Source organism: Macromonas nakdongensis (assembly GCF_002837145.1).
GTDB lineage: Bacteria > Pseudomonadota > Gammaproteobacteria > Burkholderiales > Burkholderiaceae_C > Macromonas_B > Macromonas_B nakdongensis.
On record NZ_NWMV01000041.1, the window covers coordinates 41,930 to 54,763 of the forward strand.

At 68.2% G+C, this 12,834-nt stretch carries 8 protein-coding genes; 5 read left to right on the top strand and 3 right to left on the bottom strand.

Features of this window, described 5'->3' with window-relative positions:
• Position 1: 1 nt before the first annotated feature.
• On the bottom strand, positions 2–2,800 hold the full coding sequence (polA, locus tag CON77_RS06900) for a DNA polymerase I (protein WP_101048437.1): 2,799 nt from the start codon (positions 2,798–2,800) through the stop codon (positions 2–4).
• A 56-nt stretch (positions 2,801–2,856) separates the two neighbouring features.
• Between polA and CON77_RS06905 the strand changes: the two genes are divergently transcribed.
• From CON77_RS06905 to CON77_RS06925, 5 genes are all read left to right on the top strand, one after another.
• Positions 2,857–3,198, top strand: coding sequence for a hypothetical protein (locus tag CON77_RS06905; protein WP_157826865.1), 342 nt, complete (start codon positions 2,857–2,859; stop codon positions 3,196–3,198).
• A gap of 2 nt (positions 3,199–3,200) precedes the next feature.
• Positions 3,201–4,154, top strand: a complete 954-nt coding sequence (locus CON77_RS06910) for a homoserine kinase (RefSeq protein WP_101048439.1) — start codon at positions 3,201–3,203, stop codon at positions 4,152–4,154.
• Positions 4,151–4,933: a BPSS1780 family membrane protein gene (locus CON77_RS06915; protein ID WP_101048440.1), complete on the top strand. Its 783-nt coding sequence runs from the start codon at positions 4,151–4,153 to the stop codon at positions 4,931–4,933. Before CON77_RS06910 ends, CON77_RS06915 begins: the two co-directional genes overlap by 4 nt.
• Before the next feature lie 101 nt (positions 4,934–5,034).
• Positions 5,035–7,194 carry a PhoX family protein gene (locus tag CON77_RS06920; RefSeq protein ID WP_101048441.1) on the top strand — a complete coding sequence of 720 codons (2,160 nt, stop codon included), beginning with the start codon at positions 5,035–5,037 and terminating at the stop codon, positions 7,192–7,194.
• A 134-nt stretch (positions 7,195–7,328) separates the two neighbouring features.
• Positions 7,329–9,446: a diguanylate cyclase domain-containing protein gene (locus CON77_RS06925; RefSeq protein ID WP_101048442.1), complete on the top strand. Its 2,118-nt coding sequence runs from the start codon at positions 7,329–7,331 to the stop codon at positions 9,444–9,446.
• Here the strand turns inward: CON77_RS06925 and CON77_RS06930 are convergent.
• Positions 9,433–11,880, bottom strand: a complete 2,448-nt coding sequence (locus CON77_RS06930) for a UvrD-helicase domain-containing protein (RefSeq protein ID WP_101048443.1) — start codon at positions 11,878–11,880, stop codon at positions 9,433–9,435. The two genes, CON77_RS06925 and CON77_RS06930, sit on opposite strands and share 14 nt — an antisense overlap.
• A 48-nt stretch (positions 11,881–11,928) precedes the next feature.
• Positions 11,929–12,834 (bottom strand): OmpA/MotB family protein (locus CON77_RS06935; RefSeq protein WP_232788431.1); only part of this gene is annotated, 906 nt, incomplete at its 5' end.

Below are 12,834 nucleotides of genomic sequence, written 5' to 3' on the forward strand. Positions count from 1 at the left end.
GTCAGTGCGCCTGCTCCCAGTTGGCGCCCACGCCCACTTCGGCCAGCAGCGGCACTTTCAGCTGCGCCACACCGGCCATCAGGCGCGGCACCTCAACTTTCAGCCAATCCACCTCCGCCTCGGGCACCTCGAACACCAGTTCGTCGTGCACCTGCATGATGACTTTGGTGGCCCTGCCCTGCGCGTCCAGCGCGGCTTGCACCGCCACCATGCTCATCTTGATGAGGTCGGCCGCAGTGCCCTGCATGGGGGCGTTGATGGCGGCGCGCTCGGCCCCGGCGCGGCGCGGGCCGTTCGGTGAATTGATTTCCGGCAGGTACAGGCGCCGGCCGAACACGGTTTCCACGTAGCCGCGCGCCTTGGCCTGGGCCTTGGTTTCGTCCATGTAGTGGCGCACGCCGGCAAAGCGCTGGAAGTAGCGGTCGATGTAGTTTTTGGCCGCGGTGTTGTCGATGCCCAAGGCCTTGGCCAGGCCGAAGCTGCTCATGCCGTAGATGAGGCCGAAGTTGATGACTTTGGCATAGCGGCGCTGCTCGCTGCTGACCTGGTCGGGGGCCAGGCCGAACACCTCGGCGGCGGTGGCGCGGTGCACGTCCAGCCCCAAGGCAAAGGCTTTCAGCAAGGCCTCGTCGCCGCTGATGTGGGCCATGATGCGCAGCTCGATCTGCGAGTAGTCGGCGCTGGCGATCAGGCAGCCCGGCGGCGCCACGAAGGCCTCGCGCACGCGCCGGCCCTCCGCCGTGCGGATGGGGATGTTCTGCAGGTTCGGCTCGTTGCTGGACAGGCGCCCGGTCACGGCCACCGCCTGGGCGTAGTGGGTGTGCACGCGGCCGGTGCGCGGGTGCGCCATGCCGGCCAGCTTGTCGGTGTAGGTGCCCTTGAGTTTCGACAGCGAGCGGTGCTCCAAAATCTTGGCCGGGAGCGGGTAGTCCTCGGCCAGCTTTTCCAGCACCTCTTCGTCGGTGCTGCGCGCGCCGGTGGCGGTTTTCTTCACCACCGGCAGGCCCAGCTTGTCGAAGAAAATTTCGCCCAGCTGCTTGGGTGAAGCCAGGTTGAAGGGCTGACCGGCGATCTCGTAGGCGTCCTGCTCCAGCTGCACGATGCGCTGGCCGATGTCGTGGCTTTGCCGTGCCAGGGTGGGCGCGTCGATCAACACGCCGTTGCGCTCGATGCGGAACAACGCCTCGCTGCTGGCGATTTCCAGCCCGTAAATGGCGCGCAGCTTGGCATCGGCCTGGAGGCGCGGCCACAGCACACGGTGCACGTCCAGGGTCAGGTCGCTGTCTTCGCAGGCATATTCGGCGGCCTTGGCCACGTCCACCTGGGCGAACGGGATTTGCGCCGCGCCTTTGCCGCACAGTTCCTCGTAGCTGATGCCGCTGCGGCCCAGGTGGCGCTCGCCCAGGCTGCCGAGGTTGTGGGGTTTGTGCACCTCCAGCACGTAGCTTTGCAGCATGGTGTCGTGGGCGTAGCCGCGCACCTCGATGCCGTGGTTGGCGAACACGTGGCGGTCGTACTTGATGTGCTGACCCAGTTTGGCGGCGGTGGGGTTTTCCAGCCAAGGCCGCAAGCGCGCCAGCACCGCGTCGCGTGGCAATTGCTCGGGCGCGTCGGGGCCGTTGTGCGCCAGGGGGATGTAGGCCGCCTCGCCCGGTTGCACGCTGAAGGAGATGCCGACGATCTCGGCCCGCATTTCGTCGAGCGAGGTGGTTTCGGTGTCCAGCGCCACCAGTTCGGCGGCCTGCAGCCTGGCCAGCCAGGCGTCGAAGGCGTCCCAGCTCAAAATGGTGTCGTAGTGGCGCGTGCCGACCACCGCCGCAGCAGGCGCCGGGTCGGCGAACAAATCGCCGGTGCCGCCGTCGGCGGCCGGTGCGGTGGTTTGGGCCGTGGCCGTGGGGGCCTCTGCACCAGGGCCTTCGGCCAAGGCACGCGCCAGGCCCTTGAAGCCGTATTGCTCGTAAAACGCCCGCAGGGCCGGCACTTCTCGTTCGCGCAGGGCCAGGGCCTCCAACGCCGGCAGGCCGGGCACAAAACCATTCAGATCGCAATCGGTTTTCATGGTCACCAACTGGCGGCCGGTGGCCAGCCAGTCGCGCGCCTTGCGCAGGTTCTCGCCGGCCACGCCCTTGATCTGGTCGGCCGCCGCCAGCACGCCGTCCAGAGAGCCGTGCTCGGCCAGCCACTTGGCGGCGGTTTTGGGCCCGACTTTCTCCACACCGGGCACGTTGTCCACCGTGTCGCCCACCAGGGTCTGGTAGTCCACCATCAGGCTGGGCGGCACGCCGAATTCGGCGGTCACGCCGGCCACGTCGCGCACCTTGCCGCTCATGGTGTCGATGATGGTGATGTGTTCGTTCACCAGCTGACTCAAGTCCTTGTCGCCGCTGCTCACCACCACGCGCACGCCCTGCGCGGCGGCCACCGTGGCCAGGGTGGCGATCACGTCGTCGGCCTCCACGCCCGGCACGTCCAGCACCGTCCAGCCCAGCAGACGCACCACCTCGTGGATGGGCGCGATCTGCGCGCGCAGGTCGTCGGGCATGGGGCTGCGGTGGGCCTTGTACTCGGGATAGAGCGCGTCGCGGAAGGTCGGGCCGGAAGCGTCGAACACGCAGGCCACGTAGTCGCCCGGCTGCTCTTTTTGCAAGGCCTGCATCATGTTGATCATGCCGCGGATGGCGCCCGTGGCCGGACTGGACGGATCGCCCGGCACCGCGCGCAGGTCGGGCATGGCGTGGAAGGCGCGGTAGAGGTAACTGGAGCCGTCCACCAGCACCAGGGTTTTCTGCGATTCGGTCATGCCCGGGATTGTGCGGCCAAACCGGGGCCGGACCGTCGATTGCCTACAATCGGGGGATGCACAGCACACCCGCAGTTTCCCCCTTGTTCTGGCGCGGCCTGGCCCTGGCAGCGGCCTTCGCCGTCAGCGGCACCGCCACGACCGTTCTGGCCCAGCCCCCGGCCCCCGCCGCGGCCCGCGAACCGGTGAAAACGCTGGAACAAAAAACCGAACGCATCACCCACGAGGACGCGGGCAGCCGCATTGAAGAACTGCGCGTGGGCGGACAGACCCGCAGCATCGACGTGCAGACCAACACCCAGGTGCCGGGCTACCGGGTGCAACCCATCGACGCGGGCCAACAACCCGACGCCCCAGGGAATGCCGGCAAAAGCAGCTGGCGTGTGCTGAAGTTCTGACCATGGCCGTCTTCACCGAAGTCTCCCGGGACGAGGCGGCGGCCCTGCTGCGCCAGTTGCATTTGGGCGAACTGACCGACATGGCCGGCTGCGCCGGCGGCATCGAGAACACCAATTACTTCGTCAGCACCCGCCTGAACGGCGAACCCCACGACCACGTGCTGACCCTGTTCGAACGCCTGAGCTTCGAACAACTGCCCTTCTACCTGCACCTGATGAAGCACCTGGCGGGCAAGGGCATTCCGGTGCCCGACCCCGCCGCCGACGAGCAGGGCAACATCCTGCACAGCGTCCAGGGCAAGCCGGCCGCCGTGGTGAACAAGCTGCGCGGCAAGAGCGAATTGGCCCCCAGCGCCGACCACTGCGCCCAGGTGGGCGCCATGCTCGCACGCATGCACCTGGCCGGACAGGACTACCCGCGCCAGCAGCCCAACCTGCGCGGCCTGCCGTGGTGGAACGAGACCGTGCCCGTGGTGCTGCCGCACCTGGACGCGGCCCAGGCCGCACTGCTGACCAGCGAACTGGCCTACCAGAACCACGTAGCCGCCAGCCCGGCTTACGCCGCCCTGCCGCGCGGCCCGGTGCACGCCGACCTGTTCCGTGACAACGTGATGTTCGACCAGGGCCGCCTGAGCGGCTTCTTCGACTTTTACTTCGCCGGCTGCGACAGCTTCGCCTTCGACCTGGCGGTGTGCCTGAACGACTGGTGCATCGACCTGGCCAGCGGCGTGGCCGACGCCGCCCGCACCCAGGCCATGGTGCAAGCCTACGAAAGCGTGCGCCCGCTGACGGCCGCCGAACGCGAACTGCTGCCGGCCATGCTGCGCGCCGGAGCCCTGCGCTTCTGGATCTCGCGCCTGTGGGACTGGCACCTGCCGCGCGAAGCCGCCGTGCTGCAACCGCACGACCCCACGCATTTCGAGCGGGTACTGCGCGCCCGCTTGGCCGTACTATGAGACTGAACCACGTCCCGGCCCGCACCGGCCTGCTGTGGGTGCAGTTGGGCATGCGCATGTTCGCGCGCCAGCCCCTGGCCCTGGCCGGCCTGTTCTTCCTGTTCATGATGGTGGTGTCGGTCCTGGCCATGGTGCCCTGGGTGGGCCAGGCCCTGGCACTGGCGCTGCTGCCCGCGGCCACCCTGGGCCTGATGGCCGCCACCCGCGACGCGCACAGCGGCCAGTTCCCCATGCCCGCGGTGCTGGCCAGCGCCTTCCGGGCCGGCCAGTCGCGCCTGCGGGCCATGCTGACGCTGGGCGCCCTGTACGCGCTGGGCTCCTTCGTCGTGACGGCACTGTCGGCCCTGCTGACCGGTGGCGAACCGGTGCCCGCCGCTGGCGAGGCCAACGAAGTGGGCGCCGCCTTGCTGAACCAGCCGGAAATGGTCCGGCACCTGCTGGTCAACACCGTGCTGTACCTGCCGCTGGGCCTGCTGTTCTGGCATGCCCCGGCCCTGGTGCACTGGCACGGCATCGCCCCGGTGAAAAGCCTGTTCTTCAGCGCCCTGGCGTGCTGGACCAACCGGGCAGCCCTGCTGGTCTACTTCCTGGCCTGGAGCGGGGTGTTCCTGGGCGTGTCACTGACCGTGGTGCTGCTGGCCTCGGCACTGGGTGGACCAGAAGTGCTGGGCGCCATCGTCTTCCCCATGGCCATGCTGATGAGCGCGATGTTCTTCAGCTCGCTCTACTTCACCTTCCGCGACAGCTTCGTCACCGACGACGGCCAGGCGCCGGCCTGAGCCGGGCCCAGCCGTCACACCCACGACACCGATCCGTCACGGCAATTTCACACAACAGCGGCATGCTGGGAGGGTTGTTCAACCCCTTGTGAGATTGCCCCGTGACACACGACCTGCGCCCTGGCGACATTTTCAACGACGAAGACTCCAACACCTCGAACAACCCCGCGTTCGAACAGGTGCTGGACACCCGCCTGAGCCGGCGCAGCCTGCTGCGCGGCGGGGCCGGTGTGGCCGGCGCCGCTGCCCTGGGCGCCACCGCTTTGGGCGGCTGTGCCACAGGCGCCCCGGCGGCGGTCCGCGGCCTGGGCTTCCAGGCCGTGGCCAAGCACGTTCAGGACGTGGTGAGCGTGCCCGAAGGCTACACCGCCCAGGTGCTGTACGGCCTGGGCGACCCGCTGAGCGCCAGCACCCCGGCCTTCAAGAACGACGGCACCGACACCGACTGGGGCAACCGCGCCGGCGACCACCACGACGGCATCGAGTGGTTCAGCCTGGACGCCCAGGGCCAACCCTCAACCACGTTCAACTCGCGCGGCCTGCTGGCCATGAACCACGAGGCCACCACCGACGAAAAGCTCACATCTTTCTTCATCCACGCCGACGGCGGCAAGGCCAGCCTGCCCCGCCCAGCTGCCGAAGTGGACAAGGAGTTGATGATCCACGGCCTGTCCGTGGTGGAAGTGCAATCCGACGGCAAACGCTGGGCCTACAAGCCCCAGTCCGCCTTCAACCGCCGCGTCACCACCATGACCGAAGCCGTGGTCCACGGCCCGGCCCGCGGCAGCGAGCACCTGGTCACCAAATACAGCCCGGACGGCACCCGCGCCCGCGGCACCCTGAACAACTGCGGCACCGGCAAGACGCCCTGGGGCACCTTCGTTTCGGGCGAGGAAAACTGGTTCGGCTATTTTTTCCGCGACGCCGAAGACGACGGCCGCCGCAAGAAGGACAAGCAGGTGCAAGCCCTGAACCGCTACGGCCGCAAGGCCGGTGCGGCCAGCCGCCACGGCTGGGAAAGCGCCGGCAGCGACGACCGCTTCGTGCGCTGGAACAACGGGGCCCTGGCCGCCAGCGCCCAGGCCGACTACCGCAACGAGATGAACACCTTCGGCTACGTGGTGGAACTCGACCCTTACGACAAGCGCCAGACGCTGCGCAAGCGCACCGCCCTGGGCCGCATGGGCCACGAGAACGTGACCTTTGCCCCGGCCGTGGTGGGCCAGCCGGTGGTGGCCTACATGGGCGACGACGCCCGCGGCGAATACATCTACAAATTCGTCTCCAGCGCCCGCTGGGACGCCGCCGATGCGCAGCCGGCCCACCGCCTGGCCGCGGGCGACAAATACCTGGACCAAGGCACGCTGTACGCCGCCCGCTTCAAGGACGACGGCAGCGGCGAATGGCTGGAGCTGTCCCTGGACAACCCGGTGATCGCCGGCAGCTCCTACTTCGAGTTCAAGACCGCCGCCGACGTGGCCATTTTCACCCGCCTGGCGGCCGACGCCGTGGGCGCCACCAAGATGGACCGCCCGGAATGGGGCGGCGTGAACCCGCGCAACGGCGAGGTCTACTTCACCCTGACCAACAACAGCCAGCGCACCGAAGCCACCGTGGACGCCGCCAACCCGCGCGTCTACACCGACCTGAAGGCCGGCAAAGCGCAAAAGGGCAATGTGCACGGGCACATCGTGCGCTTCATCGAACCGAACCCGGCCGCCACCAACTTCCGCTGGGACATTTACCTGTTCGCCTCTGAGGCCAGCGCCGACCGCGCCACCGTCAACCTGTCGAACCTGAGCGACGAGAACGACCTGTCCTCGCCCGACGGCCTGGTGTTCAGCAAGGCCACCGGCATCTGCTGGATCCAGACCGACGACGGCGCCTACACCGACCAGACCAACTGCATGCTGCTGGCCGCCCTGCCCGGCCGCGTCGGTGACGGCGGTACCCAGACCCTGGCCTACGGCGACAAGCGCGTGACCACCCACCTGGGCCAAGCGCAATCGCCGGCCACGCTCAAACGCTTCCTGGTGGGCCCGCGTGGCGCCGAGATCACCGGCATCACCGAAACCCCAGACGGCCGCGCCCTGTTCATCAACATCCAGCACCCGGGCGAAAACACCAAAATGGCCGACGTGGGCACCCCCGCCAAATACGAGAGCCAATGGCCGGCCAACGCCGGTTACGGACCGGGCCAGCGCCCGCGCTCGGCCACGATCGTCATCACCAAGAACGACGGCGGCCAGATCGGCACCTGACGCCCCCACCCCATCGGGAAAGTGCGTGGGTCCCGCCCACGCTTTGACACCGCCGGCCCCTCGGGTCCGGCGGTTTTTTTCATGGTCACCGGGGGTGCGAACTGCTAACATGGGTGTCAGTTCGGTAAGCGCGCATGCAGCTCCATGTTCCCACCCTCTTCGCGGTGATCATCGCGGTCAGCGCAGTCTTGGCGCTGGCCACCGCCTACCTCGGCCACCGCCGCCACGCGGACATGTTCCTGTGGTCGATTGCCCTGGGCCTGCAGACAGTGGCTTACACGCTGTTCGCCCTGCGCGGCCATGTGGCCGACGTGGCCTCCATCGTGCTGGGCAACCTGGCCCTGGCGTCCTCTCTGGCGATTTACGCCCAGGCCGTGCTGCGGTTTCGCCGCCGCCGCTGGCCAGTGCGGTGGGTCTGGTCTCCCGTGGCCGTGGTGGGGGTGGCCTTTCCGCTGCTGATGGACGAATTCCAAGTCCGCCTGGTCCTCGGCGGTCTGGTTTACGGCGCGCAGTGCCTGCTGGTGGTGGGGACCTTGTTGCACCGGCGCCGTGAACCGCTGGGACGTGGTGAATACCTGTTGATCCACGGCGCGTTGCTGGTGGCCACCCTGATGGCCGTGCGGGTCTGGGCCGTGGGCAGCGGCTATTTGACGGTGGAGTTCGTCACCGACGGCGGCGTCCTGCAAGGACTGACCTTCATGGCCTCGATCACCGGCACCCTGCTGCTGGCCCTGGGCATCATCATCATGAACGAAGAGTCGGCCGAACGCTCGCTGCTCGAAAACGAACAATACCAGGCGTTCCGCAACCAGGTGCTGGAAATGCTGGCCCAAGGAGCACCGCTGCAGGCCTTGCTGCAAACCATCGTGCGCGGCATTGAATCCCTGCACCCCCAGATGATGTGCAGCATCCTGCTGCTGGACCGACAGGGCAAACACCTGCAGGAAGGTGCCGCCCCCAGCCTGCCGGATTTTTTCAACGCGGCCGTGCACGGCCTGGCCATCGGGCCTGGTGTGGGCTCCTGCGGCACGGCGGCCTACACCGGCCAGCGGGTGGTGGTGACCGACATCGAGCACCACCCCTACTGGCAACCCTTCCTCGACATCGCCCGGCAGGCCGGGTTGGGGGCCTGCTGGTCGCAACCCATCCTGTCGTCGGACCAGACGGTGCTGGGCACCTTCGCCATCTACCACCACCAACCCCACACCCCCAAGCCCACCGACATCGCCCTGATCGAACAGTCGGCGGTGCTCGCCGGCATCGCCATCGAACGCAGCACGGCCGCCAGCCAGTTGCTGGAGCGCGAGCGACAGTACCGCCTGCTGATCGAAACCGCGAACGAAGGCATCGCCGTGTTCCAGGATGGGGTGCTGCGCTTTGGCAATCCCCGTTTTTTCGAAATGATGGGGTACGCCGCCCCCGAGATCCTGGAGCGCCACTTCGACCTCCACATCCACGAGGACGACCGGACACGGGTACTGGCCAGCCACCGCCGCCGCATGCAGGGCGAAGCCGTGGAGCAGCAACAACCTTTTCGGGTGCTGACCAAGCACCGGGGCATGCGCTGGTTCGAGATCAGCGGTACGCTGTTCGAGTGGCAGGGACAAACCTCCGTGCTGGCCTTCCTGAGCGACATCACCGAACGGCGGGAAATGCAGGAACGCATCCAGCAACAGGCCCTCCACGACAGCCTAACCGAACTGCCCAACCGGCGGCTGCTGACCCACAACCTGGGGCTGGCCATGGCCGGGCACAAGCGCAGCGGCCTGCACGGCGCGCTGATGTTTCTGGACTTGGACAATTTCAAACCACTCAACGACACCCACGGCCACAAGGTGGGAGATCTGCTGCTGGTGGAAGTGGCGCACCGTTTGCGCCAGGGGGTGCGCGAGAACGACACCGTCGCCCGCTTCGGTGGCGACGAATTCGTGGTGCTGCTCGGCGACCTGGACACCGACCTGGCCACGTCAAGCACACACGCCCACACGGTCGCACAGAAGCTGCTGGCCGCCCTGGCGCAGCCTTACCGCCTGGAAGTGACCCAGTCCACGGGCGCACTCAAGACGGTGGAACACCGCTGCACCGCCTGCATCGGGGTGGTGCTGTTCAACGGCCGAGAAACCGAGCCGGACGAACTGCTGAAACAGGCCGACATGGCCATGTACCGCGCCAAACAGGCGGGCCGCAACACGGTCTGCTTCGGCACCGACGGTGCGGCCCCCTTGCAGGAGGCCGTGCTCACACCGGCGTGAGCTTGGCCACGCTGAGCGCCAGCCACTTGGTGCCGTGGCGCGCAAAGCTGACCTGGGCGCGGGCGTCGTCGCCACTGCCCTCGACGGTGAGCACCTTGCCCTCGCCGAATTTGTTGTGGAACACCTGCTGCCCGGCCCGGATGCCGTGGGCCGGCTCGGCCTTCTGTGCCGGCACGGTCCCGCCCCCGGTGTAGGCACTGCCCGGGCCACCGGCCAGGCCGCTGCGACCCCAGGCCGGTTGCGCGTTCCAGCCCTGGCCGCTGCCCGCGCGCCCCGGCGCCGCCGCGCCCAGGCCGGCGCCCCAGCCCCCGGACACGGGTGTGAGCCATTTCAGGCTGGTCTCGGGCAGCTCATCGAAAAAGCGGCTGCGCAAGTTGTAGCGGGTCTGGCCGTGCAGCAGGCGCGACTGCGCGTGGCACAGGTACAGGCGCTGGCGCGCGCGGGTGATGGCCACGTACATCAGGCGCCGCTCCTCCTCCAGCCCATCCATGCTGCTCAAGCTGTTTTCGTGGGGGAAGAGGCCCTCCTCCAGCCCGGCGATGAAGACGGCGTCGAACTCCAGCCCCTTGGCGGCATGCACCGTCATGAGCTGCACCGCGTCCTGGCCGGCCTGGGCCTGGTTGTCGCCCGACTCCAGCGCGGCGTGGGTGAGGAAGGCCACCAAGGGGCTCAGGGTTTCGCCGGTGTCGGGCTGCACAAAACCCGCATCGGGCGGTGCCAGGGGTGCGTTCGGGTCCAGCCCCTGGCTCACCGGGGATTGGCTGAGACCGGGTGCGGTCTCGTCCAGCGGCAGGGCCACCGCGTCGCGGCCAAAGCCCTCCTGCATCACAAAACTTTCGGCGGCGTTCACCAGTTCTTGCAGGTTTTCCACGCGGTCGGCGCCATCGCGGTCGGCGCGGTAGTGCGCCAGCAGGCCGCTATGCTCCAGTACCAGTTCGATGATCTGGCGCAGCGTGGCGCCTTCGGTCTGCTCGCGCACCACGTCCACCTGGGCCACGAAAGCCGCCAGGTTGGTGCCGGCCTTGCCGCCCACGGCGCTGACCGCGTCGTGCAGCGAGCAACCGGCGGACCGGGCCGCGTCCTGCAGGTTCTCCAGGCTGCGCGCGCCGATGCCGCGCGGCGGGAAGTTCACCACCCGCAGGAAGCTGGTGTCGTCGTGCGGGTTGTCGAGCAGGCGCAGCCAGGCCAGGGCGTGCTTGATTTCGGCGCGCTCGAAGAAACGCAGCCCCCCGTACACGCGGTAGGGCATGCCGGCGTTGAAGAGCGCGCTTTCGATCACCCGGCTCTGCGCGTTGCTGCGGTAGAGCACGGCGATTTCCTGGCGCGGCAGGCCGTCGTTCTTGACCAGCTGCTTCATCTCGTCAACGATCCACTGCGCCTCGGCAAAGTCGGTCGGCGCTTCGTACACGCGCACCGGCTCGCCGGCGCCCTGGTCGGTGCGCAGGTTCTTGCCCAGGCGGCCGCGGTTGTGCTCGATCAGCTGGTTCGCGGCCTCCAGGATGTGGGCGTGGCTGCGGTAGTTCTGCTCCAGCTTGATCTGGTGCTGCACCGCGAATTCACGCACGAAATCGGCCATGTTGCCCACGCGCGCGCCGCGGAAAGCGTAGATGCTCTGGTCGTCGTCGCCAACCGCCAGCACCGCGTTGTGGCCGGGCACGAAACGGCCGTTCTCCTCCTGTCCGGCCAGCTGCTTGAGCCAGGCGTACTGCAGCTTGTTGGTGTCCTGGAACTCGTCCACTAGGATGTGCTGGAAGCGCCGCTGGTAGTGCGCGCGGATCGGGTCGTTGTCGCGCAGCAGCTCAAAGCTGCGCAGCATCAGTTCGCCAAAGTCCACCACGCCCTCGCGCTGGCACTGTTCTTCGTAGAGCTGGTAGATCTCGATCTTGCGGCGCTGTTCGTCGTCGCGTGCGCTCATCTGGTAGGGGCGCAGGCCGTCTTCCTTGCAGGCGGCGATGTACCACTGCAGTTCCTTGGGCTTGAAGCGTTCCTCGTCGATGTGGTGCTGCTTGAGCAGGCGCTTGATGGCGCTGAGCTGGTCCTGGGTGTCCAGAATCTGGAAGGCCTGCGGCAGGTTCGCCTGCTTCCAGTGGGCGCGCAGCAGGCGGTTGCACAAGCCGTGGAAGGTGCCGATCCACATGCCGCGCACGTTCACCGGCAACAGCGCCTGCAGGCGGGTCAACATCTCCTTGGCCGCCTTGTTGGTGAAAGTCACCGCCAGAATGCCCCCGGGCGCGACCTGCCCGGTGCTGAGCAGCCAGGCGATGCGGGTGGTGAGCACCCGGGTCTTGCCCGAACCGGCACCGGCCAGGATCAGCGCGTGTTCGGCCGGCAGCGTGACCGCGGCCAGCTGTTCGGCGTTGAGGGATTGCAGCAGCGGCGATGGGTCGGGTGGCTGGCCGGCCCAGAGACCGGCGGACGGAGAGGCTTCGTACATGCCGGCATTGTAGGAAGTCGGGCGCGCGGCCCGCAGCGGCCGGCGCGCTCAACGCGGCGCGACCGGCGCTTCCATCGCGATCTCGACCCGGCGGTTGGCGCGCCGCCCTTCCGGGGTGGCGTTCGACGCGATCGGCCGCGTGTCGGCGTAACCGGTGGCGCGCAGGCGGGTCGGGTTCAGTCCGCGCGACTCCAGGTGGCGCACCACCCCGCCGGCACGGGCCGCGGCCAGCTCCCAGTTGGACGGGAAGCGTGCCGTGCTGATGGGGATGTTGTCGGTGTGCCCTTCCACCACGATGGTGTGGTCCTGGGCCTGGTTGAAGGCCGGCAGGAGCTGGTCCATGACCGCCTGGCCCGCAGGCGTCAGGGCGGCATCACCCGAGGCGAACAAAATTTCGCTGCTGATGCGAAAGCGCACCACGCCTTCGCCCACCGTGACCTCGATGTTGCTGCCCAGGTCGCCGATCGGCAATGAGGGCTGGGGCGGCTGCGCCGGCCGCGGCTCGCGCGGTGGCCCGTCGGCCGCGGCCGGGGCGGTCACCGGGTGCGGCAAGGGAATCGGCGGTACCACCGAGGTGCCGCTGTCGGCCGCCGACTTGACCACCGGCGACTGGTCGGCCAGGGCGCTTTCCCGGCGCTCGCCCCGGAACTTCTGGCTGACGGGCTCGGAAAACGCCAGCATCACCACCATCATCACCAGCAGCAGGGTCATCACATCGAGGTAGGTGACGAACCAGGTTTCCTCCTCGGCCGCCGGGGGCGCCTCCACGTGCCAGCGGTGGAAGCGGCCACTGTGCAAGGCGCCCAGGGGCTGGATGGCCGGCGGCGCACTGGGGGCGTCCTGGGCGGCGCGCTGGGCCGCCTGCTGCTGCGACACCACCTGCCCCAGCACCTTGTGCAGCAGGGTGTCGCTCATGGCCGGGTGGGCGACTGGCCCGAGGGGGATGCCGGCGCC

Coding starts and splice junctions, on each gene's coding strand:
- CON77_RS06910 (WP_101048439.1), top strand. CDS start 3,201: ATGGCCGTCTTCACCGAAGTCTCCCGGGACGAGGCGGCGGCCCTGCTG.
- CON77_RS06925 (WP_101048442.1), top strand. CDS start 7,329: ATGCAGCTCCATGTTCCCACCCTCTTCGCGGTGATCATCGCGGTCAGC.
- CON77_RS06915 (WP_101048440.1), top strand. CDS start 4,151: ATGAGACTGAACCACGTCCCGGCCCGCACCGGCCTGCTGTGGGTGCAG.
- CON77_RS06930 (WP_101048443.1), bottom strand. CDS start 11,880: ATGTACGAAGCCTCTCCGTCCGCCGGTCTCTGGGCCGGCCAGCCACCC.
- polA (WP_101048437.1), bottom strand. CDS start 2,800: ATGACCGAATCGCAGAAAACCCTGGTGCTGGTGGACGGCTCCAGTTAC.
- CON77_RS06905 (WP_157826865.1), top strand. CDS start 2,857: ATGCACAGCACACCCGCAGTTTCCCCCTTGTTCTGGCGCGGCCTGGCC.